This is a genomic window from Streptomyces chattanoogensis, from assembly GCF_001294335.1.
GTDB lineage: Bacteria > Actinomycetota > Actinomycetes > Streptomycetales > Streptomycetaceae > Streptomyces > Streptomyces chattanoogensis.
This window is the reverse complement of record NZ_LGKG01000175.1, coordinates 1-23,415: the sequence shown is the minus strand read 5'-3', so window position 1 is coordinate 23,415 and position 23,415 is coordinate 1. Positions and strand designations below refer to the sequence as shown.

The following is a 23,415-nucleotide window of genomic DNA, read 5'->3' as shown; positions in this document are numbered from 1 at the left end:
GGGGTGCGGCCGGCCGCGGCGCGGGGCGTTAACCGGCGTTAGCCGCAGATGGCGGGGAGCTTATGCGGCCGGGGGCGTTCTGTGCAGATCCGCCCGCATGGTGGGCCGTTCGGACCTCCGCACCCCTCCCCTTCTGATGCTTCGTCAGTTACACCTGTCTGTCATGACCGAGGACACGGAAGGCACCGCCACGCACGCCCTCACCGACCCCGCCACCCACCCCGCCGCCTACGCCGAACTGGCCGCCGCCGGTCCCTACGGCGTGCGCCCCGGACATGCGCTGATCACCATGGTCGAACCGCATCCGGGCCATGAGTACGCCTACAACCGCTGGTACGAGGACGACCACTACATCGCGGGCGCGATGGCGATGCCCTGGATCTTCGCCGGCCGCCGCTGGGTCGCCACCCGTGAGCTGCAGTTGCTGCGCTACCCGGAGAAGTCCGCCGTCGCCCGGCCCGTCACGGCCGGCTGCTACCTCTCCACTTACTGGCTCACCGAGGGCCGCTACGACGAGCACATGAAGTGGACCGTCGCCATCAACAAGCGCCTCAACCGCGACGGCCGCGTCCACCAGGGCCGTACCCACGTCTTCACGGCCTTCCAGGACCATGCGGCGACGGTCTACCGGGACGGCGCGGCGGGCCCCCGGGACTTCCATGCGCTGGACCACCCGTATGCCGGGCTGGTGCTGGAGGTGATCGACGCGGACGGCCCGGAGCAGCGGGCCGACCTGCTGGAATGGCTGCGCGCCCGGCATCTGCCGCGGCGGCTGGCGGGCTCACCGGCCGCGCTGATCACGGTCTTCCGGCCGACGCCGCTGCCGGGCGACCGGATGGCGTACGTCAAACAGGTCGAGGGCGTCGACACCCGGCTGACGCTGCTGTGGTTCCTCCAGAGCGACCCGCGCGAGGCATGGGACCACTTCGCCGGCCTGGACGCGGCGGTGGCGGAATCGGGGCTGGGGCGGGTGGAGCTGGTGGCGCCGTTCCTCCCGACCGTCCCCGGGACGGACCGCTACGTATCCGAACTGCGCTGAGACATGGCCGAGCCCCCTCGGCCGGGACGGCGATCCAGTCGAGAGGGCTCGTTGTCCGCGCGGATCCGTGCGGACCGGGTGCGTGACAGCTCAGTTCACGCCAGGTCGAACGAGCCGCCGGCCACGTCCGACACGAAGGTGCTCCAGGCGGCGTTGTCGAACGTGAGGCGCGGACCCTCGGGGTCCTTGGAGTCGCGCACCGCGATGGCTTCGGAGGTCGGCACGGCCATCTCCACGCAGGCGCCGTTGCCGCCGGAGTACGAGGACTTCGTCCAGGAGAACGCGGAATTCGGCAGAACAGCCATTTTTCACTCCAACTCACTCTGGGAACTCACGCTGAGTTACCGGGGATTCGGTAGTGCTGACGCTACGCGCCAACATCACGAGCCGCAGGAGTCGTTCACCCTTCCGAATGTCATATTCCTTGATCTCTTTTCATGGCAGGTGGCGCCGGTGTACCGTGCGGTCCGCTTATTCGGAGCGGGGTATTCCGAACCGCATTGCCCCATTTACCCCCTGGCGTCCGCGTGTTCCTTGGCCGCCTTGGCGATGAACTCCCGGCTCTGGTCGGCGTTCAGCGCCTGCGCGCGCAGATGCTCGTACATGATCGTGTATTTGTGCACATCGTTGGTTTTCTCCAAATACAGATCACTGGTGACGCCCTCGATGTACACCACACTCGAATCCGAGGCATCGTCGAATTCCAGGATCGAGAACGTCCCCGACATTCCGGCGTGCGCACCCGTGTCGTACGGCAGCACCTGCACCGTCACATGCGGCAGATGACTCATCTCGACGAGATGCTCCAGCTGCTCACGCATGATCAGGTGGTTGCCGACCACCCGCCGCAGCGCGCTCTCGTCCAGCACCACCCACAGCCGCAGCGGGCGCTTGGGGTCGTTGACCCGCTCCTGGCGGCGCATCCGTACCTGGATGCGCTTCTCCAGACTCTCCGGGGCGAGCTCGGGCACCGCGCCGGGAATCACCGCTTCGGCGTAGCCGGGCGTCTGGAGCAGACCGGGCACCAGCAGGGACTCGTAGACCTGCAGTGACGCCGCCTCGGTCTCCAGGCCGATGTAGACGCTGTACGGGATGTCGCCGAAGGCGTGCCACCAGCCTTGCTGGCGCGAATCCTTGGCCATCTGCATCAGCGAATCGACTATGCGGTGATCGTCCACCTCATAGACCCCGCACAGGTCGCGGACATCGCGCTGGCTGATACTGCGGCGGCCGTTCTCGAGTCTGCTGATCTTCGACTGGGAGACCAGCAGCCGCTCGGCCACCTGTTCCGCCGTCATGCCCTTGTCCTCGCGCAGCCTGCGCAGTTCCTGGCCCAGCCGGCGTCGCCTGACGGTCGGGTTGATGTTGGACGCCACGGGTAGTGCACCTCCGGCTCCGTACTGCTGTCGTGTTCTGTCCAGCAGAGTGCCACTCCCGGGCCACGCCGCGCAGTCAAATGGACACAGAAGGCGAGCGGTCATGCGCGTGGGGTGGCGGTCCGGCCGTCGTCCAGAACGGCCGGACCGCCACCCCACGCTCTTGCTGCGGCTCCCGAACGGATCTGCGGGATGGTGCGGGATATGGGAAGCGGGTGTTGAGGGGTGGTCGTGCGTGCTGCTTCAGGGGTACGTCGAACGTGGTGGTGCGGATGGTGCGCCGTGCCCGGTCAGCGGGCGCCGACGCGGGCCATGCTGCCGTGGCCGTGCCGCGACTGCACCGGCACACCTGCCGCCGGCTGCGCCGTGGCACGCCCCGCGGGCTGCCGTACGGGTCCTGCTCCCGCGGCCTGCGCCCGCCGCGGCTGCGCCGCGACGCCGTTCTGCACATCCATGACGGCATGTGCGACCAGACCGCCCATGGGGTCGTGCCGGATCAGATCCCGGAGGCGGGAGCGCGATGAGCGCCCTTCGTTCCCCGGGTAGAGGTGCTTGCCGAGTCCGACCGCATGGGCCAGCGCGGCGAGCGCCGCGGTCCGCGGGTCCGGAGGTACGCCGGTGCGGATCGCGTTGTCCAGCCGGGCCCTTATTTCCCGGCTGATGGCCGTCTCCGTCGCCTGGTAGCGCGTCGTCGGCAGCACCCCGCACATCTGGCCCTCGACGGCATGCACCATGCCGCACCGTTCCAGATGCGTGAGATACGTCTGGCGCAGCCCCAGCCGGGGCCCGCCGATCCAGTGGACCGCACGCACCGGACTGCCGCGTCGGCGCAGCAGTTCGAGCGCGGAGTCCAGAGTCGGATCTCCTGTCGGCCGTGGCATCACCACGGCGATACGATCCCCGTCTGGGGCTATCCGTCCTGCCAGAGCCAGCTCTACTAGCTGGGCCCCGGCCAGGCCGAGGTCGAGCGACTGCGGCTGCGCTGTGGTGCCCGTGGTCGGGTCCAAAGCGAGCAGCAGAAGCTCCTCCGGAATTGTTCTGCGGCTCCTGCCCATCCATGCCTCCCCGCGTGGATGAATGACAGGGTGACCCCTCTCACATTCATCTGTCGAGAGTGCGTGGGGGGTTCGGTAGGGAACCGGTAGGTATGTCGTTCTCGTCTTGCACGTCGGCGACATCTTCGGCGGGGCGCGGGGCGGGCTGGTTCGCGTGGCGGCGGGATGGCGACATGCGGACGCAGGACACTTGGAAACACTGGCTGTGCGTGGAGCGGGCGACGTGGTGAAGGAGACATCGGTGGCGGGCGAGTCCCCCGACAGGTCGGACAAGAAGCAGTCGTCGGGGGAGACGGCGCGGAGCGAACGCGATCCGCGCCTGTCGGTCTTCCGCGGGGAGCCGGACGCGCCGGCGAAGGACGAGGAGGCGGCCGAGGCCGCTGCCGACACCGAGGGCGCTGAGGCCGAGGGCGCCGAGGCCGTCGAGGCCGCACCCGAGAAGGGCTCTGAGGCGCCTCAGGGCGCCGCAGGGGGCGAGGACGGCGCCGGGGAAGGTGCCGGGGGCGACGAAGACGGCCCGCGGGCCGCTGAGGCCGTGGAAGCGAACGGTGACGGCCGTGCCGACGAGGCCGAGGACGGCGCCGGTGACGAGGGCGCCGACGGTGACGAGGGCGGTGAGCCGGAGGCGGACGCCGAGGTGACGGCTGAGGCCGGGCCGGAGGCTGCGGAGACGGCCGAGGAGGCCGAGGAGGCCACGCCTGAGGCCGAGGAGGCCAAGCCCAAGGCCGACGAGGAGAAGCCGAAGGCCGACGAGGCCAAGCCGAAGGCTGCCCCCAAGGCTGACGCGAAGGCCGAACCGAAGGCGGATGCGAAGGCGGACGCCAAGGGGGGCGAGCCTGAGGACGCCAAGTCCGAGTCCGAGGACGCCGACGCCGAGCCCGTGGTCGTCGACCAGCCGACCGCGGTCTTCAAGACCCTCGACGCCCAGAAGGGCAAGGGCGGCGACAAGGCCGAGGCCGACGAGGCGCCGGTCGATGAGGCGACGCGGGTGTTCGCCATTGCGAAGCCCAAGGGGAAGGGCGCGGCCGGTCAGACCGTCGACCAGCCCACCACCGCGTTCAAGATCACGCCGCCCGGCAAGGACGAGGACAAGGACAGGGCCAAGGCCAAGGGCGCGACCAAGGACGGGGCGCAGGACAAGGCCGAGGAAGAACCCCAGGGCAAAGGCAAGAACGGCTCCAAGGCCGGCGACAGCGCCAAGTCCGAGGCCAAGTCCGAGGCCAAGTCCGAGGCCAAGTCCGACGACAAGTCCGACGACAAGGCCAAGCCCGGCACGAAGGGCGGCGAGAAGCCGGCGGCGCCCAAGGGCAAGCCCGCCGAGCGCGACACCGAGCGCACCAGCCAGTTCGTGGCGCTGAAGTCGGCGGACGACGGCGCGGCGGGCAAGTCCCTCGGCAAGACGGCGGACCGCACTCCGGCCCGTACCCCCGGCAAGGCGCTCGACAAGGCGGCCCCCGCGAAGGGCCCCGGCGCGCTGCCCCCCGAGGCCCCCGCCGCCGCGCCCGCCGCGCCGCGTGACGAGCCCGCCGCGCTGCCCGAGTCCGAGCGGACCAAGCAGGAGCCGCTGCCGCCGCTCGACCTGCTGGCCAAGCTCACCAACACCCCGCCGCCGCCCGAGACGCCGCTGCGCACGGTCGTCCGCCGGTTCAAGATCTGGACCCCGCTCGCGGTGCTGCTGGCGGTCATCTTCGTGGTCGTCCAGGCGGTGCGCCCGCTGCCCGCCCCGGCGGTCGTCCTCGGCGACGCCAAGTCCTCGTTCACCTTCGGGGGCGACAAGCTCTCCATCCCGTGGCCCGAGCACGGGCAGGCGGCGGTCAAGGTCGTGGGCTCCGGTGACGTGGGGACGTTCGGCGAGCAGAAGCCGGTGCCGACCGCGAGCGTCGCCAAGATCATGACGGCCTACGTCATCCTCAAGGAGCACCCGCTCAAGAAGGACGAGACGGGCCCGAAGATCGAGGTCGACGAAAAGGCGGTCACCGAGGGCGGCTCCAGGGACGAGTCGCGGATCAAGGGGCTTCAGGCGGGGCAGAAGTTCAGCCAGCAGGACATGGTCAAGATGCTGATGATCCCGTCCGGCAACAACATCGCCCGGCTGCTGGCCCGTTGGGACGCCCAGTCCGCCAACGAGGGGGCGTTCGTCAAGAAGATGAACGACGCCGCCAAGGACCTGGGCATGAAGAACACCACCTACACCGACCCCAGCGGTCTGGACCCCAAGACCGTCAGCACCGCCGTCGACCAGCTCAAGCTGGCCGAGGCCGTCATGAAGTTCGACGCCTTCCGGCCGATCGTCGCCATGCCCAACGCCGAGATCCCGGGCCTGCCGGAGCGGATCTACAACAACAACGGCAACCTGCTGCTGGCCGGGCTGAGCATCAAGGGCATCAAGACCGGCTCCAGCACGGCGGCCGGCGGCACGCTGTCCTGGGCGGCGTACAAGTCGGTGGGTGACAAGACCCCGCTGATAATCGGCACGATGATGGACCAGCACTTCAAGGGCCTGGACCCCGACGGCTCCAACAGCCTCACCATGGTCAAGGCCAACAGCCAGAAGGTCATCGAAGCGGTGCGCAATGCGCTGACCTCGGCCACGGCGGTGAAGAAGGGCCAGGTCGTCGGCTACGTCGACGACGGCCTGGACGGGCTGACGCCGGTCGTCGCCACCAAGGACCTCGAGGCGATCGGAGTCCCGGGCCAGAAGCTGGAGTTGAGCATCGGCGACGGCGGCAAGGCCCTCCCGCACGAGGCGAAGGCCGGGACGAAGGTCGGCGTGCTGACGGTCGGCACCGGCACGAGCGCCCAGAAGGTGCCGGTGGCCCTCCAGAAGGACCTCACCGAGCCGACGTTCGGGGCGAAGCTGACACGCCTCGGCTGAGTGGGGGAGCGGGGCTCCGGGCGGTCGGCCCGGAGCCCCGCTCCGTTAATGCGTCCCGTAGTGCGTCCCGTACGTACGAAAGACCGGAGAGCCCGTCATCGACGCAGCGCAGGCACGGAAGACGACCCTCGCGTCCGCTCTGGCCGCCCCGGGTACCCGGGCTGCGCAGGGGGCGGTGGTGCTGACGCCCTGCGGGCTGATGCTGCTGCTGGGGGCGTGGGGCCTCCGCCGCCAGGACGCCATGTGGCGCGACGAGGCGGTCACCTACGACATGGCGCACCGCGGCCTGGCCGACCTGTGGCCGACGCTGCAGCACGTCGATGTCGTCCACGGCCTGTACTACGTGCTGATGCACGCCTGGTTCCGCTTCTACGACGCGACCCTCGGCGGCACCCTCGGCGAGACGGTCGGCCTGCGGCTGCCGTCCGTCGTCGCCATGACCGCCGCCGCGGCCGGAGTCGCCCTGCTGGGACAGCGCCTGGCCGGGCGGCGCGCGGGCCTGTGCGCCGGGGTCACCTTCGCGCTGATCCCCGTCGTGCAGCAGTACGCCCAGGAGGGCCGCTCGTACGCGATGGTCTGCGCGCTGGTCGTGTGGGCGACATACGCGCTGGTGGTGGCCGCCGCCCGCCCGCGCCGCAAGCTGTGGTGCGGCTATGCGGCCCTGATGCTGACCGCCTGCCTGCTGCACGAGTTCGCCGTGCTGGCGCTGCCCGCGCACGGCGCCGCCGTCATACTGGCGCGCCTGCCCCGCCGGGTGCTGCGCGCCTGGGCCCTCGCCGCCGCCACCGTCCTCGCCGGCCTCGCTCCGCTCGCGGTCTTCAGCACCCGTCAGTCGGCACAGCTCAGCTGGCTCGTGTGGCCGGACCCCGTCCAGCTGCTGACCTTCGCCGTGCTGGCGGTGCTCGGCGCCGGCTGCGCCCGGATCCGCGTAGCGTCCCGCGGCCCGATCAGCCTGCGTGCCCTCGCCCTCCCCCTGCTCCTCCTGCCCACCCTCTTCCTTTTCCTCCTCTCCTACGCCGAACCGGCCTACGTCGACCGCTACGTCCTCTACTACGTCGTCGGCTTCGCCCTGCTCGCCGGTGCCGCGCTGGCCCGGCTGCTGCGGCCGGCCGGCGAACGCGGCCAGACCCGGGCGCGGTGGCGGCGGCGGACCATGGCGCTGGTGCTCGTGGCGGCGGCGCTGCTGCCCGTCGACGTCCATCTGCGCAGCGCCGACAGCCGGGTCGACGACGCCACCGCCATCGCCCGGGCCGTCCGCGAGGTGGCCGAGCCCGGCGACGGCCTGCTCTTCCTGCCCGCCCGGCGGCGCATCTGGATCGCGCCGCACCCGCGCGAGTTCCGCGGCCTGCACGATCTCGCCCTGGCCAAGAGCCCGGTGGCCTCGCACACCCTCTACGGCACGGAGCGCTCCGGCAACACGATCCGCGCCCGGATGCTAGCCGCCCGCCGGATCGTCGTCGCCGCCGACCCCGACGGCCAGCCGGTCGACACCGACGACCAGGAAATCGCCAAACGTGCCACCCTGCGCGAGGCGTTCGAGGTCTGCGTCAGCCGGGAGGTCCGGGGGGCCCGGGTCACGGTGTACGGGCGGCGGGGGGAGTGCGGCGGTCCGCAGTAGCGCGGTCCGGAGCAGGACGCAGAAAGGGGCGGTCGCCGTCCCGTACACGGTCGTACGGGCCCGCCGCGCGCAGCACCACGTCCAGTACGCCGTCCGGATCGGCGGCGTAACCATGCGCGAACCAGGGCATGTTGGCCTCCACGACCGCCCAGCGGCCGTCGTCCAGCAGGCCCACATCGACGGCCGACGCGCTGGGGAGCGGGGCGTGGCCGGTCAGCCGGGCGGCGAAGGCCCGGACGGCCCGCGCGTACGGGTCCCCGTCGAGCGGCGCGGGGTCCAGACGGCCGTGGACGGCATAACGGCTCGCGGCGGCGAGGGCGCCGTCCAGGAGGAACAGCCGGTATTCGGCGCGGAAGGCGACGACGTCCGAGACCAGGACCGGGGTCCCGGGGGAGGCGGGCGGCAGCTGTGCCGCATCGGCGTACACACCCGGCGGGAAGGACTTGTCGCTCGGCGGCTTGGCGAAGAACGGGCGGCGGCGCGTCACCCCGCGCTGTGCCGTCACTTCCCTGTGTGTCGTCAACTCGATGCGGCGGTGGGTGAGTTGCTGAGGCAGGCGGGCGAGCCAGTCGTCCGGCGGTTCCAGCAGGCCCAGCCGCAGCGCCCCCGCGATGCGGTCGGCGAGGCGCGGGCCGCCGTACCAGTGGACCGGCCGCCCGGACAGTGCCCGTACGGTGTCCGGCCCGGCCGCCACCGTCGTCTCCAGGCCGCGCCGGGCCGCCGCACCGGCCAGCAGCAGGGCGGTGCTGGTGCGCTGCGCCGAGACGGCCAGGACGGGGGCGGTCATGGCTGCGGCGGACGGAAGGTCCGGACGAGTTCGATACGGCCGACGATATGACGGTTGAACTCCTCCAGCTCCTCGGCGGGAACCCAGAGTTCGAGGATCGTCTCGCCGCCCGCCTGCCGCACCGGATAGCGGTCGAGGAACGACGCCTCGACCTCGAAGCGGGTGACATGGCCGATCCCGGAGGCGGGGACGTTCCAGTCGCGGGCGATCCGTATCGCGTAGTCCTCGTTGAGTACGGGGTAGAAGATCGGCTGGTCGGGCAGCCGCGGCGGCCAGGCGCGCCAGCCGGAGGCCTCGACCAGGGCGAGTTCCTCGGGGCCGGTGGGACGCCAGAGGGTGCGGGTGGCGGAGTGGCGGCCGGGCCACGGGTGGGCGGGGGCGGCGTCGGCGCGGGGCGGCTCGGGCGTGGCGATCATGACCGTACGGTACGGGTGGCCGTACGGTCCCGGCTTCTCTTTTCCCGCCGGTCCGGCTTCCATCGGTCCGGCTTCCATCGGCCCGGCTCCCACCGGCCCGGCCTCAGGCCAGCCCGTCCTCAGACCAGCCCGGCCGCCGCGCTGTCGATGCCGAGCAGCTCGTGCAGCGCGGTCGCGCCGTCCGGGGTGAGGCGTACGGCCCGGCCGCTGCCGATCCGGCGGATCCAGCGGCGCTCCAGCAGGCGGTCGCAGAGCCGCGCGCCGGCCGTGCCCGCGAGGTGCGGGCGGCGTTCGGTCCAGTCCAGGCAGCCGCGGGCCTGCGGACGCCGCCCGCTGCGCAGGGCGGCCGCCCCGATCCCCAGACCGTCGCCGAGCCAGTCGCGCCCGGCGTCGGTGAGCGCGAAACCGCCGTCCTGGTCGAGCAGTCCGCGTGCGGTCATGGCGTCCGTGATGGCCACGCCGAGCCGTCCGGCCAGGTGGTCGTAACAGGTGCGGCCGCGGGCGAGCGCCGCGGAGGCGCCGGCGGCGCGCAGGCCGCGTGGCGGGGTGGTCGGCGGGTCCAGGTGGGCGGTGAGCGATTCGAGGAGTTCGGCGACGCGCGGGCCCGCGAGCTGGACGTACCGGTGGCGGCCCTGGCGCCGTTCGGCCAGCAGCCCGCCCTCGGTCAGCCGGGTCAGATGCTCGCTCGCCGTCGAGGGCGCGACCTGCGCGTACGCCGCCAGCTCGCCGGCCGTCCAGGCCCGCCCGTCGAGCAGCGCCAGGCAGAAGGCGGCCCGGGTGGGGTCGGCCAGCAGCGCGGCCAGCCGGGCGAGCTCGGCGGCGGAGGCGGGGCCGGTGGGGGTGTTGGGGCCGGTGGGGGCGTTCGTGGGGGCGGGGGTCATACGTCCCATTGTCCGCCGCGACACTTCGGGCGCCGCCGAAACGATCCGCGCCTACGGTCGCCGTATGAGCCCCCTGAACCCCATGAGCCCCACGAGCCCTTCCGGGCCCGCCCCGGGCCCGGCCGCCGCCTTCCGCGCCCTCCACCACGCCGACGAACCGCTGCTCCTGCCCAACGCCTGGGACGCCGCCTCGGCCGCCGCGCTCGCCGACGCCGGGTACGCGGCGATCGGGACGACGAGCCTGGGTGTCGCCGCGGCCCAGGGATATCCCGACGGGCGGGGTCTGGCCGGGGTGCGGGACGCGACGCTGGCGTTGGCGCGGCGGCTCGGCGGCCGGCTGTCCTGCCCGTACACCGTCGATATCGAGGGCGGTTACGGCGGGGAAGGGGAGCGGGCGGCGGAGCGGGTGGCCGATCTGGCCGCGGAACTGGCGTCCGCCGGTGCCGCCGGCATCAACCTGGAGGACGGCCTTCCCGGCGGAGAAGGGCTGCAACCACCCGCCCGCCAGGCCGAGTTGATCGCCGCGGTCAAGGAGCGGGCCCCGGACCTGTACCTCAATGCCCGGATCGACACCCACTGGCTGACCGACACCCCGCCGCCCCTCTCCGCCACGCTGGCCCGCGCCGAGGCCTATCTGGCGGCGGGCGCGGACGGCATCTTCGTACCGGGCGTCGCGGCGGACGAGGAGGTGTCGGCCCTGGTGGCCGCCGTCCCCGCCCCGCTGAACATCCTCTTCGCCCCCGGGCGGCACACCGTCAGCCGTCTGGCGGATCTCGGCGTACGCCGTATCAGCACCGGTTCGCTGCTCTTCCGTACGGCCCTGGGGGCCGCGCTCGCGGCGGCGGATTCCGTCCGTACGGGGCGGCCGCCGGGCGGCGAGGAGGTCCCGGGGTATGCGCGGGTGCAGGGATTGATGGGGCGGACGGGGCGGACGGCGCTTCGGCGCGACCCTTAAGGGTTGGTCGAACAGATCCCCTAGGGGATGGGTGCGCCCCTTGCATGCCACAACGTGGCGGGGGCGGGTGGTGTTCCCGGGCGGGCACGCGGGTGGGCGGTCATCGCGGCGGGTGGTGTTCCCGGGGCGGTCGGCTTTCCCGGGGGTGCGGTGTTCCCCGGCGGTCGGTATTCCTGGACGTCAGGCGCTCGCGGGCTCAGGCGGTCAGGCGCTCACGGGCTCAGGCGGTCAGGCGCTCGCAGGGTCACGGGCTCAGGCGCGCTACGCGTGGTTGCCGCGGTGGGTTGCGGCCGTCCGGGCCGGGTGGGCCTCGTGGCGGCGGCGGAATGCGGCGATGCCCACGCCGGCGGCGCCCAGTGCGCTCGCCCCGCCGATCAGCGTCGCCTTGGGCAGATGGCCGACACGCTCGGCAACGCCGGCCAGTCCGTCGTCCGGCAGCATGATCTCGGTGCGGCTGCCCGCGGGTGCGGTGGAGCCGGCGGCGGAGGCGGCCCCGACGGGAAGCAGCAGGGCGGCGAGCGCGCCGGCGGCGACGGTGGCGGTACGGATCACGGAGCGGCGCTGGGCCGGCATGGGTACTCCTCGTCGTGGGCGGCTCGGACCGCCGCGGGGTGGGGCGTACGGCAGCACGTTACGGAGCGTCCTTAACGGTGACCCATACGTTGTGTAACAGTCACCAAGATCTCCGCTGTAGGTCGTGTGACGGGACTGCCTTCGGTAGCTTGGTCGAGCCGGATCTTATATCGGTCATAAGGTGCCTATCCGGCGTATGTGGCGGCGTGTGGAGGCGAAGGGTGGCGGTGCCATGCTGCGGTTGCCGGGGCCGGCGCGTGCCGCCGTGACCCCCCTCGCCGTACTGGCCCCGGCGCTCGCCCTCCTGGCCGGCTGCGCGAGCCTGGAGGGGCTCGAGAGCGAAGGCAAGGCGCGGGATGTGAAGGCGCCGCTCGCCCTGTGGCCCGAGTATTCGCCTGCCCCGCCCCGCAAGGCGGAGAACCCGTCCGCGCGCAAGCCCGTCCCGGGTATCGCCCGGATCCCCGGCGGCAGCATGGCGGCCGCGGACCCGCTCGCCGTCCTCGACGCCGACATCGCCTCCGGCGGTGGCACCCCGCCCGCCCCGAATGCCGTCCGCAGGCCCGTCCTGCACGACCTCACCGACGACGGCAAACCCGACCTGATCATGGTCGTCGATCTCGACCCCCGCACCAGTGAGCTGCGCGTCTACAGCGTCCAGAAGCAGGTCGTGACCAGAGTGCTGGCGCTGCGCGGGGTGCTGGCCGGGGTCGAGCTGGCGGCCGGGCATCTCGTCGTCCGCGAGCCCACCAAGGATCCGCGCTATGTCAGCGTCACCGACTACAGCTGGGACAACGGTGCGCTGGAGCTGTGGGACCTCACCCTCGACGACGCCCGTACCCCCCAGACGCCGTCCCCGGCCCCGTCGCCGGCCCCGACGCTGACGCCGGGGCCCGTGCCGTGAGGCGCCTCTCGGTCTCCCTCCGCTGGAAGTTCGCGCTGACCGTGACGGCGGTGTGCTGCGCGGTCGCCGCCGTCCTGGGTGTGCTCGTCCACAACGCGGTGGCCCGTCAGACCGTCGGCGAGGTCCGCAAGGACGCCGGCAAGGATCTCGACACCGCCCTCGTCCTCTTCGAGTACGGCACCTCCCGCGAAGGGATCAATTCCGTCGTCGATCCGCCCGAACTCCCCCTGCCGCTGCGCAAGTTGGTGCGCAGCGGCCGACGCGGCAGCATGGTCGGGGCCTACCGGGGGCAGTCCGTGATGTGGGTGGCGGCGCCCGCGAACGGTCAGATCATGGCGGTGTGGTCGCCGTACGGGAGCACCCGGCGGTCCCTGGAGGAATTCGATACGGCGATCCTCGGCTCGGCCGTCCTCGCCGCCGCGGTCGTCGCGCTGGCCGGGCTGTTTCTCGCCCACCGCATCAGCCGCCGGCTCACCACCACGGCGGCCGTCGCCCGCCGAATCACCGCGGGCGATCTCGACGCCCGGGTCGGCGGCGAAGGCCGGCACCCGGGCCGCGGCCCGGCGGGGTACGACGAGGTGGCGGCGGTGGCCGCGGCGCTGGACTCGGTGGCCGGGTCCCTGCAGAGCCGCCTCCAGGCCGAACAGCGCTTCACCGCCGACGTCGCCCATGAGCTCCGTACGCCCCTCACCGGCATCCTCGCCTCGGCCGAACTGCTCCCGGAGGGCCGCCCGAAGGAGATGATCAACGACCGGCTGCGGGCGCTGCACCGGCTCACCGAGGATCTGCTGGAGATCTCCCGGCTGGACTCCGGCGCCGAGCGCGCCGATCTCGCCGTGTACGAACTCCGCCCGCTGGTCGAACGCGCGGTGCGCACCACCGGGTTCGACACCGAGGTACGGATCACCGCGGGCTCGGACCCGGACACCGTCGTCGAGACGGACCGCCGCCGCCTCGACCGCATCATCACCAACCTCGTCAGCAACGCCCACCGGCACGGCGGCCCCCCGGTCGTGGTCACCGTCGACGCGCCCGCCGACGGAACCCCGGCCATCGAGGTGCGCGACCACGGTCCGGGCTTTCCCGAGGAGCTGCTGCACCACGGCCCGCAGCGCTTCCGCACCGAGGCCCCCGACCGCGGCAAGGGCCACGGCCTCGGCCTGACCATCGCGGTCGGCCAGGCCGCCGTCCTCGGCATCGGCCTACGCTTCGGCAACGCCCCCGACGGCGGCGCCTGCGCGAGGCTCGAGCTCCCCCGGTATCCGGAAGCCGGTCACTGATATCCGGCGGTCACTGATATCCGGTATCCGGCGGTCCCTGATGTCCGGCGGGGCACTGGTATGCGGACCGGCCCCGGTCTCCCTCGCCAGTCGATCACCAGTCGATCTCCGCGTACTCGTCGGCGTGCTCGTCCCCCGGCTCCGGTGCCTCCCGGTCCTCCGCCGACGGCTCCTCCCGCAGCGGCTCCGCCGGGTGCCCCGCGGGCCCCGCGTCGGCGGCCCCGGCCGGCGCCTCCGCCACGCCGTCCTCCCGGCCCGCCAGTACGTCCAGAATCTGCTGCCCGTACTTCGCCAGCTTGTTCTCGCCGACCCCGTTGACCGTCCCCAGCGCCGACGCCGTCGCGGGCCGGGCGGTGGCGATCTCCCGCAAGGTGGCGTCGTGGAAGATCACATACGCGGGAACGCCCTGCTCCTTGGCCGTACGCCCACGCCAGGCCCGCAGCGCCTCGAACACCGGCAGCGCCTCCTCCGGCAGATCCACCGGCGCCCGCTTGCCGCTCTTCGCCCTGGTCTTCGCCGCCCGCGCCGCCTTCTCCGGCTCGCGCCGCATCGGCACCTTGCGCCCGCCGCGCAGTACCTCGCCGCTCGCGTCCGTCAGCACCAGCGTGCCGTATTCCCCCTCGACGGCGAGCAGTCCCTGGGCGAGCAGCTGCCGCACCACGCCCCGCCATTCGGCCTCGCGGAGATCGTCCCCCACCCCGAAGACACTCAGCCCGTCATGATCGAACTGAATCACCTTCGCGGTCTTCCGGCCCATCAGAATGTCGATGATCTGGCCGGCGCCGAACTTCTGCCGCCGCTCGCGCTGCAGCCGCACGATCGTCGACATCAGCTTCTGGGCCGGCACCGTGCCGTCCCAGGTCTGCGGCGGGGCGAGACACGTATCGCAGTTGCCGCAGGGGCCGCTCTCCTGCCCGAAGTACGCCAGCAGCCGCACCCGCCGGCACTCCACCGTCTCGCAGAGCGCGAGCATCGCCTCCAGATGGACGGCCAGCCGGCGCCGGTGTGCGTCGTCGCCCTCCGACCCGTCGATCATCTTGCGCTGCTGCACCACATCCTGCAGCCCGTACGCCAGCCACGCGGTCGACGGCTGGCCGTCGCGCCCCGCACGCCCGGTCTCCTGGTAGTACCCCTCCACCGACTTCGGCAGATCCAGATGCGCCACGAACCGTACGTCCGGCTTGTCGATCCCCATCCCGAACGCGATCGTGGCGACCACGACCAGGCCGTCCTCGCGCAGGAACCGTGCCTGGTTCGCGGCGCGCGTACGGGCATCGAGCCCGGCGTGATACGGCACCGCGGCGATGCCGTTGTCCACCAGGAACTGCGCGGTCTTCTCCACCGACGCCCGGGAGAGGCAGTACACGATGCCCGCGTCCCCGGCGTGCTCGCCGCGCAGCAGCTCCAGCAGCTGCTTCTTGGGCTCGCTCTTCGACGCGATCCGGTACTGGATGTTCGGCCGGTCGAAGCTCGCGACGAAATGCCGGGCGCCCTCCATCCGCAGCCGGGACGTGATCTCCTTGTGCGTGGCCTCCGTCGCCGTCGCGGTCAGCGCGATCCGCGGCACCTCCGGCCAGCGTTCGTGCAGCATCGACAGGGCCAGATAGTCCGGCCGGAAGTCGTGGCCCCACTGCGCGACACAGTGTGCCTCGTCGATCGCGAAGAGCGAGATCTTCCCCCGGTCCAGCAGGCTCAGCGTCTGCTCCACCCGCAGCCGCTCCGGCGCCAGATACAGCAGATCCAGCTCCCCGGCGAGGAACTCGGCCTCGACCAGCCGCCGCTCCTCCAGATCCTGCGTCGAATTGAGGAACCCGGCCCGCACCCCCAGCGCCCGCAGCGCGTCGACCTGGTCCTGCATCAACGCGATCAGCGGCGAGATGACGATGCCCACCCCGCTCCTGACCAGCGAGGGAATCTGATAGCAGAGGGACTTTCCGCCGCCGGTCGGCATCAGGACAACCGCGTCCCCGCCCCCTATGACGTGATCGATGATCTCCTGCTGACTGCCACGGAACGCGTCATATCCGAACACCCGGCGCAGTACCTGCACCGCCTCGCTCACGTCCGAAACGCCTTCCGCATCCATGTCCACGACCACTTCCACGTCCGCCAGTGCCATTCCAGAAGCGTACGAGTTCGGCGGGAGTGGCCGCTGGGCCTGTGGATAACCCGGATGTGAAGATCCCGGAGGCAGAGGTCCTGGGCGGGTCGCCTCCCGGCGGATCCAGCCGGATCCGGGCGGCTACAGCAGCCCGTCCCACATCTGCTCGACGATCATGGCCCACCAGCGGTTGGCGCCGCCGAGGCTCTGCGGATCGATGGCCGCCAGGTCGTTCTGGAAACGGGCCGTGTCCTGCGCGGCGCCCGCGGGGCCCAGCTGCCTCCGGGCCGCCCACCGCTGCTTCAGCAGGCTCAGCGAGCGCACGAAGGACTGCACATCGGAATTGACGAACGAAGCCCAGCCCGAGCCGAGCTCGACCGCCCACACCTTGCCGCTCGCCGGCTCGACGCAGATGTGCCGCCCGAAGTCGTCGCCGATCCGCACGTAGCCGTAGGAGTCGTACGACTCCTTGATGTGCGGTTTGAGGGTCTCGCCGTGCAGCGCCGCCCAGCCGGGCAGGTCCACCGCGGCCGGATCCCCGGCCGCCGCCGGCCGGAAGAACGGAGGGAAGTCCGCCGGCAGCCCGGCCCCGGTGAGGGTGCTGACCGCGGCCGGCGGCAGCGCCGCACCCCGGAGCTCTTCCGGGGTCCGCCGTACCACGGAGGGCTCGCCGAAGGCGGCGAGCACCTCGGCACGGACGGCGGACTCCGACGCCGCGGACGGCGCCGCGCCCGTCTCCCGCGGGGGGAGCGGCAGCCGGGCGGGGCGGCCCGCGAGGCGCTTGCCCTCGCGCCGGGCCAGCTCGGCGACGTGCCGGTGGAGCGCGTCCTGGCTCCGTGCCCGCGCCCGGGCGTCCGTGCCGTAGTCCACGGTGTGGCTGACCTTCACCCGCGGCCAGGAACGAGAGATCAGGGCGGCGCAATTCCCGCCGGGAAGCGCGCAGGCCTGCAGTTCGGTGTACAGCTCCAGCACGTCTTCGGGGCGGATGCCCAGTCGTGTGAGGTGGTCGGCCAACTGCCACTCCGGATGCGGGCGTCCCGGGCCGCTGCGCGCCAGCTGGGTGTGCTCCGCACCGTCCCGGTCACGGAACCGGCACACCGCGGTGTAGCCCAGCCCCGTGCCCAGCGGCGCTCCCTCGTCGGGTGTCTGACTGCTGCTCATCTGGAGAGTTCCTTATCGCCGTTGTCGTCAGCGGCCCTCGCCGGAAGGCGCCCGCCCGCGCTGTTCGCGAATACGCGCTGCTCGGGGATACGCGCTATTCGAGAATGTACGTACTGTCACTGACAAGCTGCGGCCACATGGTGGTCAACGAGCCCCTCACCGCCCGCCGCGTGCATGCGGGATCGATACGGCCGAGCCGGCGCAGGATGTGGTCCCGGAACTCGTCCGCTTCCCGCTCATCGCGCGCGTTCGATGTGACGACCGCCTTCAGGGCCACCGTCCAGCAGCGCAAAAACGCATCCAGGGAACTGTTGACGAGACACACGATCTCGCCGTTGTCCGCCATCACCACCCGGCCGGTGCCGTGCTCGACACAGAGCTGGATGCTCTCGTCACCCACGTAACCGATCACGGAGGCGTGCGGACGGCCGTCGTCCCGGCCCGCACCGTCGGCCTCCTCCCTCTCCTCCTCCGACTCCGAGCCGATCCGCGGAAGTGTGGGCACGAACCGGTCGGTGCCCTCGAACCAGATCTCGGAGGCGGGCAGACCGACCTCGGTCAGCAGCCGCGCGGTCCCGGGAAGCGCCGCAAGCGGGCCCAGCCGCTCCGGACCGGCGACGACGGGAGGGCCGATCAGCGAGAACAGCGGGGACAGGTGTTCCCGTGTCAGCGCCACGCCTCCGTAGAGCGCCTCGTCCACGGTCCGCCAGGCGATACGCCGACGGGCTCGCGGCGGCAGCGCCCGCTCCCCGGGCCGGCCCTGCGCCGTATCGATGAGCATCATCCCGCTGCGCCCGAGCAGCAGCGCCCGCTCCGCGGACAGCGCGTGGACCTCCCCCACATGCCCTTCGGGGCACACCAGGGCCGTGGCGTCCACGGATTCCTCGCCGATCGGCCGCACCCCGACCCAGGGATCGAACTCCCCTTGTACGACCTCCAGGGGACCGGAGGGCGCACCCGCGTCCTTCGAGGGCTCCTCCAGGACCTCCGGCGGCTCGGTGGTCGCCTCACCCACAGGAGCGCCGTCCGACAGCGCCCACCACTGGTAGAGCCCGCTCAGCTCGCTGCGGGTGCAGAACTGCTCGGCCCCCTCGACGCTGCGCCAGCCGCAGAGCTCGACCGGGCCGGGCCATTCGGCGTCGAAATCCGCGGGCTCGAAGGCCCCCAGCGGACGCCAGTGCGCCCAGTGGGTGCGCCAGATCCGGGGGACGCCGCTCCTGAGCAGCCAGTCCGCCAGTTCGGTGTCGCCGCAGACCGCGGCGGCCAGTCCCAGGCGCGAGGCGTGCTCCGAGACATGACCGGTCCGCGGGCCGACGTAGAGGCGGTGTGCCTGGCGGAGCGTCTGCCGCCGGGCGTGCGGGGACGGCCCGGCGGCGCTGCCGGCTTCGTCGTCGGCGTCCTCGAAGGACGGGAGGTCGGCCAGGAACGCGAGGGCCGGATCCGCGAGCCACTCGTCGAGGACACCGCCCGCGGCCGCGTGGGCCAGCCCCGGCCCCAGGACGTACCGGGCCTCGGGCGACAGCGGCTCCGCACCGGCCGAGGTGCGCTCCGCCGCCGAGAGGACGGCCGAGGGGGCGAGCGCCGTTGCGATCTTCCGTTGCAGCCCGGGGAGCCGGGAGCCGTACGAGCGCCGGGCGGCGGCGGCCAGGGCGTTGTCCCGCAGCCGCAGATGCCGGACCCGGCCGGCGCCCGCTCCCGGTGCGGACTCCGCGTCCGACGGGTGAGGTCCCGCCGGCCCGTTGTGGTCCGTCGGCCCGTCGTGGTCGGCAGACTCGTCGTGGCCCGCCGTCCCGCCGTGGTACGCCGCCTCGCCGTGGTCCGTCTGCTCCGTCGTCGGCTCCGGGGCCCGCTCCGGGGTCGGCTCGGTGCCGTCCGCCGTCATCATGAACTCTTCCGCGACGTAGGCGGCCGCGGCGCCGACGACCCGGCCCAGCGCCTCTTCGGAGACCGGCTGCCCGCGCAGGGCCGACACCGCCCGCGCGGCGAGGGACAGCGGCATCCCCGTTTCGCCCTCGGCCAGGACGACCGGGGTGAGCGCCAGCTCCACGTCGTCCGCGGCCTCCCCGAAGGAGGACAGGAAGAACCGCCAGGCCCCCTCCAACGACGTCGGCAGCGGCTCCGACGCGTCGGGTGGCCAGGGCTCGTCCCTGGCCCGCAGATCCATCGAAAGCGTCTCGGCGAGCAGGAAGTTGGGCCAGGCACTCCGGGTCACGGCCTCGGCGGTGGCGTTGGCGGCGGCCTTCGCGGCGTCCCCCTCCCCGCCGTAGACGGACCCCTCCACCCGCAACAGGCCGGTGACCCACTGGCGGAAGGCGGCCCGGTCCGGCGCGAAGGCGGCACTGTCCAGGTCGACCAACGCATGCGCGGGCAGCTTGGCGCGCCGCACGAGGTGCTCCGCCTCCGCCCGCGGCAGGTCCAGAAGGAGCCGCAACGGCTCCGCACCGTTGTCCAGCCGCTTGCGGGTCACGCCTCCCGGCCGTACCAGGGACAGCAGTTCCTCCTCGAGCAGGCGGTGGGACGCCCGGCTCAGCGAGGTCCGCCCGGCCAGCGCGGTGTCCAGCAGCGCGACGGTGAAGGGCGTACCGCGGCGCTTGGCCGCCCGGTACAGCGCGGAGGAGGGCAACGACACCCCGGCCGGCAGCGGGTCGACGGGTGCGCTGCCCGGCAGCAGCGACTCCTCGATCTCCGCCAGGATCTCCCGCCGTGTCCGCCCGCGCGCCTCGGTCACGAGGTCGAACGCGTTGGGCGGCGGGGCCGGCGCTACGGACCGGTCGATGAACGCCCGCGCATCCGTGTCCGCGGCCATCACCAGCCATGACACCAGCCAGCTCTTACCGCAGCCGGGATCCCCCGTGACGATCCGCACGTGGTCGTCGGGTGCGTCGGAAGCGAGCCAGGAGACCAGCGACTGTGCAGCGCTCGAGCGGCCTACGAGGCGAAAATCCATGGTGCGCAACCTTACTCGTCGTCCGACGGCGGAGGACTGTCCGGCGCTGATGCAGGAGCCCTGCCCGCCGGGTGGTGGAGGGAGTCGTCGCCCAGGATCTCGGCCCGCCGCTGCTTGAGATCGTTGAGGTGTTTCCGCATCTCCTTCGACCCGGTGCCGTCATCGGGGTGGGGCAGCGTATGCGTCGTGGGCACCTTGCCGAAGACGCGGTACATGAGGGAGGCACAGCCCTTCTGTGCGCAGGGGGCACGTTCCGTATAGACCTCGACGAGGCGGATCCGCTGGCCGTCGGGGAGCGTGGACTGCATGTGCTGCAGATACTCGACCGCGGCCCGCTCCGAGTGCTTCGACTTCCCGGTCCACGGCTCTCCGTCGACCTTGGTGACGTTGCCGCTGGTACCGAAGCTGCGCGCCAGCATGACGTATTCCGTGGAGCCCGGCTCTACGACGTACCGGAACGCCGCGTAGTTCGCGGAGGGCGACATGCCGAAGTTGTTGGCTCCGCTGTGCTGGTCGGCAGCGGACCCCGGCACCGCGTACTGCTGGAAGAAGTCGTGGTCCAGCCGGGCCCGCTCGACCATGCGGCCCAGGTCGCTGTCGTCCCAGTCCTGTTGCTGGGAATCGACCAGCTGCTGTCCTTCGGACGCGGAGAAGGGGGTGGTGTCCGGCTCGTCGCGGAGGCGGCCGTCGTATTCGTCGTCGTTGGCATCTTTGTCGCTGTCGCTGTCGCTGTCGCTGTCGCTGTCGCTGTCGTTGGTGTTGGTGTCGTTGGTGTTGGTGTCCGCTCCCGCGGGTTCGGCGGGCGGTCGGCGTTCCCCGTCCGGATCGTCGTCCGGGGAGCGCTCAGCCTTGTTCCCGTCGTCGTCCCTCTCGTTCCGGCTGTCCCGGCTGTCCTGGTCATGGCCGGGGGAGTCGTCGTGCAGGGGGCGGCGGTTGGGGTCGAGCGGGATGGCGTGGACGCCGTTGGAGCCGTCGTGGAGCGGCTTGTCGCCGCGTTGTCCGGTCTGGGCGTCGACGTAGGTGATGTTGCCGTTGTGGTTGACGACGTTCCAGGCGTGGGCGCGGCCGTTGGCGTCCTGGGTGATGATGACGGCCTGGGAGCCGTGCCCGGCGTCGCGGAGGTCGTTTTCGAGGCGGTTGAAGGCGTCGGGGCCGTTGCCGTAGTCGTTGAAGCGGGCGCCGAGGGTGTTTTCGATGCGGTCGCGGCCGTTGCTCTCGCCGCGGTCGGAGGGGGTGCCGTCGGAGTTGGTGTCCGGGGTGCGGTTGGCGGCGGCGGTCGGGTTGCCCGAGTAGGTGTCGGCGGCGGCCAGGGCGGCGTCGACGCAGTTGTTGTTGCGGCCAGGTGCGTCGGGGCCGGGGTCGTTGATGGTGTTGACCCAGTTGCCGTCTTCGGGGTCGGGGTGGCGTTGCGGCTCGCCGTTCTCGTCCTTGGGGACGCTGTTCTCGACGGCGTTCTGGTGCTCGTCGGTGGGGCCTTCGAGTCCGCCGGGGCGCTCGCGGTTACGGGTCTCGGAGGCGGGGGTGGGGTCGTCGGTGTGGTCGCTGTCGGCGTCGGTGTTGGTGTCGGCGTCAGTGTCGGTGTCGGAGGGGGAGTGGGTGGGGTCGTTGCCCGCGGTTTCCGCCGTATCCGGCTTCGCTGACGGCTCTGGCTTCTCTGCCGGCTCCGGCTTCTCGGGGTTCTCCTGCTGAGGGTTGTCCTTGCCGTCGGGCCGTGTGTCCGCCGTCTGGTCGGTGTCGTTGGGCCGGCCTGTGTCCTTCGGACGCTCGCTGTCCGGGCGGTTGCCGGGCCCGGAGTTCTCTGGGACGTGGGTGTCCGGGCGCTGAGGGCCGCCGGGGCGCGGCAGACCGGCGTCGGAGCGGCCGCTCTGTGGGGTGTGGGGACGTGGGGGTTGGGGACGGGTGTAAGCGGGCCGGTCCTGTGTGGGCGTACGCGAGCCGCCCTGGTCGGGCCGGGAGGCGTCGGGGCGCTGGCCCGCGGGCGACGACGGATTCCCGCCGGACGGTGTGGTGCCGCGTGGCGGGGTGGCGCCGTGCGTGGTGGGACCACCTTGGGAGGGAATGACGGTGGGCGCACCCATCACCGGCCCGGCGGCCTGCGGAGTGTGCTGCGGCGACTGCTGAGGCCCGGCGGGTGTGCCGGTCCCCGGGCCCGCCGTGTGCTGGGGCGGCGGGGACGTCATGGTGTCGGCGGACTGGGTGCTGAGGGTGGGGTCATCGTCGGGGCGGGCGTGCGGCATGGGGTCGCCGGGCGCCGGATCGCGGTGTCCGACAGGTGGTGCGGAGGAGGGGGAGTGCGGGATGGCGGCTCCCTGCGACGGCACGCTCACCTGCGGAGTCGCCGGTCGGCCGCCCGTACCCCCACCCGAGTTGTCCCCGCTGGCGGAGCCACTCCCATGCCCATCCCCATCGCCGTTGCCGGCCGGGGAGTTGACGGCGGTGGGCGGATTGCCGGCGACCGGGTCGGTGAGGGGTGACGACTGCTGCTGTGGCGACGGGCTCGGGTCCGGATGCGAGGGACCGGACTGGCCGCTCGAGGGACGGTCCGGGGCCGGCCCGGCGTCGGGCGCCGGGGACGCGTCGGGATGCACGGACGGTCCCGCGGCCGGCTGGCCGCCGACGGCGTCGGGGTGGGGGCGGGCTGCGTCCGGGGTGCTGTCGGGGGTGGGGTGGGTGCTGACGGGGCCGGAGTCCGGGCGGGGGGAGCCGGTGGTGCTGTCGGGAGTGGGGTGGGTGCCTGACGGCGCCGGGTCCGTACGGGCGGAGCCGGGCGAGTGGTCGGGGGTCGGCTGTGTGCTGACGGGCTCGGAGTCCGGGCGGGGCGCGTCGGTGGCGCCGTCGGGGGTGGGCTGTGTGCTCGACGGTCCCGGGTCCGTACGGGACGGCTCCGATGCCGGGCCGCCGGAGTCGGGGGTGGTCCCGGAGCCGGCTCCGGCTCCGTGGTCGGAGCCGGAGGAGGACCCGTAAGGGTTGTGGTCGGTGCCCTGATACCCGGCGTCGAAGGGGGAGCGCTGGTCCGGGGGCGGGAGCGGCTGCGACTGGGGGGCCTGCCGGTTGCCGTCCGGCCCTGGTGTGGGGCTGTCGGCGCCGGTGGCGGAGCCATTGCCCGCGTCGCCGCCAGGAGAGCCCGTATCACTCAGCGGACGGGGCGCGTGGGACGGCCCGCCGGAGCTCCCGCTGCCACCACCGCTGCTCGTACCGCTGCCGGACCCGGCAGAGTCACCGGACCCTGAACCGGAGTCGCCGGCCCCGCTCCCGGCCCCCAACCCAGACCCGGCCCCCGACCCAGACCCAGGCCCGGACCCAGACCCAGACCCGGAATCTGTCCCCGACCCGGGGGTGCCCGAACTTGAGCCGCCCGAGCCGGAGTTGCCGCCCCCGGAGCCAGACCCGGAATCCGACCCCGACCCCGACCCGCCTCCATCACCAGCACCCCCGCCCCCGCCCCCCTCC

Annotated in this window: 17 protein-coding genes; 6 read left to right on the top strand and 11 right to left on the bottom strand. The window is 72.5% G+C overall.

Going from position 1 to position 23,415, the window contains the following annotated elements; genetic code table 11:
• The first annotated feature begins 163 nt into the window (after positions 1 to 163).
• Positions 164 to 1,039, top strand: a complete 876-nt coding sequence (locus tag ADL29_RS33600; protein ID WP_053927325.1) for a hypothetical protein — start codon at positions 164 to 166, stop codon at positions 1,037 to 1,039.
• Between the two features lie 95 nt (positions 1,040 to 1,134).
• Here the strand turns inward: ADL29_RS33600 and ADL29_RS33595 are convergent, their stop codons facing one another.
• The 3 genes from ADL29_RS33595 to ADL29_RS33585 form a co-directional block, all read right to left on the bottom strand.
• Positions 1,135 to 1,344, bottom strand: a complete 210-nt coding sequence (locus ADL29_RS33595; protein WP_046927549.1) for a DUF397 domain-containing protein — start codon at positions 1,342 to 1,344, stop codon at positions 1,135 to 1,137.
• Between the two features lie 204 nt (positions 1,345 to 1,548).
• A complete protein-coding gene (locus ADL29_RS33590; RefSeq protein ID WP_053927324.1) occupies positions 1,549 to 2,415 on the bottom strand; it encodes a helix-turn-helix domain-containing protein in 867 nt (288 codons plus the stop codon).
• A gap of 290 nt (positions 2,416 to 2,705) precedes the next feature.
• Positions 2,706 to 3,470: a GOLPH3/VPS74 family protein gene (locus tag ADL29_RS33585; protein WP_046927551.1), complete on the bottom strand. Its 765-nt coding sequence runs from the start codon at positions 3,468 to 3,470 to the stop codon at positions 2,706 to 2,708.
• Between the two features lie 223 nt (positions 3,471 to 3,693).
• On the opposite strand from ADL29_RS33585, the gene ADL29_RS33580 reads away from it, so the two are divergent.
• Together ADL29_RS33580 and ADL29_RS33575 are read left to right on the top strand one after the other, a co-directional pair.
• Positions 3,694 to 6,345, top strand: a complete 2,652-nt coding sequence (locus ADL29_RS33580; protein WP_342671189.1) for a D-alanyl-D-alanine carboxypeptidase family protein — start codon at positions 3,694 to 3,696, stop codon at positions 6,343 to 6,345.
• A 175-nt stretch (positions 6,346 to 6,520) separates the two neighbouring features.
• Positions 6,521 to 7,963 carry a glycosyltransferase family 39 protein gene (locus tag ADL29_RS33575; protein ID WP_053927322.1) on the top strand — a complete coding sequence of 481 codons (1,443 nt, stop codon included), beginning with the start codon at positions 6,521 to 6,523 and terminating at the stop codon, positions 7,961 to 7,963.
• Here the strand turns inward: ADL29_RS33575 and ADL29_RS33570 are convergent.
• The 3 genes from ADL29_RS33570 to ADL29_RS33560 all read right to left on the bottom strand — a co-directional run bounded on the left by ADL29_RS33570 (position 7,920) and on the right by ADL29_RS33560 (position 10,047).
• Entirely contained in the window at positions 7,920 to 8,750 is an 831-nt protein-coding gene (locus tag ADL29_RS33570; RefSeq protein ID WP_053927321.1) for an ATP-grasp domain-containing protein, read from the bottom strand. The genes ADL29_RS33575 and ADL29_RS33570 overlap by 44 nt on opposite strands.
• The gene (locus ADL29_RS33565; RefSeq protein WP_245689739.1) at positions 8,747 to 9,166 is read right to left on the bottom strand and encodes an ADP-ribosylation/crystallin J1; all 420 of its coding nucleotides are present in this window, start codon (positions 9,164 to 9,166) and stop codon (positions 8,747 to 8,749) included. Before ADL29_RS33565 ends, ADL29_RS33570 begins: the two co-directional genes overlap by 4 nt.
• A gap of 119 nt (positions 9,167 to 9,285) precedes the next feature.
• Positions 9,286 to 10,047 (bottom strand): ArsR/SmtB family transcription factor, encoded by a 762-nt coding sequence (locus tag ADL29_RS33560; RefSeq protein WP_053927320.1) that lies wholly within the window; start codon positions 10,045 to 10,047, stop codon positions 9,286 to 9,288.
• 82 nt (positions 10,048 to 10,129) lie between these two features.
• Here ADL29_RS33560 and ADL29_RS33555 point away from each other — a divergent pair, with 82 nt between their 5' ends.
• On the top strand, positions 10,130 to 11,002 hold the full coding sequence (locus tag ADL29_RS33555) for an isocitrate lyase/PEP mutase family protein (protein ID WP_053927319.1): 873 nt from the start codon (positions 10,130 to 10,132) through the stop codon (positions 11,000 to 11,002).
• 261 nt (positions 11,003 to 11,263) lie between these two features.
• Here ADL29_RS33555 and ADL29_RS33550 read toward each other — a convergent pair whose 3' ends face one another.
• Positions 11,264 to 11,575, bottom strand: a complete 312-nt coding sequence (locus ADL29_RS33550) for a hypothetical protein (RefSeq protein WP_053927318.1) — start codon at positions 11,573 to 11,575, stop codon at positions 11,264 to 11,266.
• 196 nt (positions 11,576 to 11,771) lie between these two features.
• On the opposite strand from ADL29_RS33550, the gene ADL29_RS33545 reads away from it, so the two are divergent.
• Positions 11,772 to 12,476, top strand: a complete 705-nt coding sequence (locus ADL29_RS33545) for a hypothetical protein (protein ID WP_245689738.1) — start codon at positions 11,772 to 11,774, stop codon at positions 12,474 to 12,476.
• Positions 12,473 to 13,756, top strand: a complete 1,284-nt coding sequence (locus ADL29_RS33540) for a sensor histidine kinase (RefSeq protein WP_053927317.1) — start codon at positions 12,473 to 12,475, stop codon at positions 13,754 to 13,756. Before ADL29_RS33545 ends, ADL29_RS33540 begins: the two co-directional genes overlap by 4 nt.
• 94 nt (positions 13,757 to 13,850) lie before the next feature.
• Here the strand turns inward: ADL29_RS33540 and recQ are convergent, their stop codons facing one another.
• The 4 genes from recQ to ADL29_RS33520 form a co-directional block, all read right to left on the bottom strand.
• Positions 13,851 to 15,875 carry a DNA helicase RecQ gene (recQ, locus tag ADL29_RS33535; RefSeq protein WP_078971482.1) on the bottom strand — a complete coding sequence of 675 codons (2,025 nt, stop codon included), beginning with the start codon at positions 15,873 to 15,875 and terminating at the stop codon, positions 13,851 to 13,853.
• Positions 15,876 to 15,998: 123 nt separating this feature from the next.
• Positions 15,999 to 17,018, bottom strand: a complete 1,020-nt coding sequence (locus tag ADL29_RS33530) for an SUKH-4 family immunity protein (protein WP_053927316.1) — start codon at positions 17,016 to 17,018, stop codon at positions 15,999 to 16,001.
• A gap of 94 nt (positions 17,019 to 17,112) precedes the next feature.
• Positions 17,113 to 19,965: an SUKH-4 family immunity protein gene (locus tag ADL29_RS33525; RefSeq protein WP_157878642.1), complete on the bottom strand. Its 2,853-nt coding sequence runs from the start codon at positions 19,963 to 19,965 to the stop codon at positions 17,113 to 17,115.
• Positions 19,966 to 19,976: 11 nt separating this feature from the next.
• Positions 19,977 to 23,228 (bottom strand): toxin glutamine deamidase domain-containing protein, encoded by a 3,252-nt coding sequence (locus tag ADL29_RS33520; protein ID WP_157878641.1) that lies wholly within the window; start codon positions 23,226 to 23,228, stop codon positions 19,977 to 19,979.
• Positions 23,229 to 23,415: the final 187 nt, after the last annotated feature.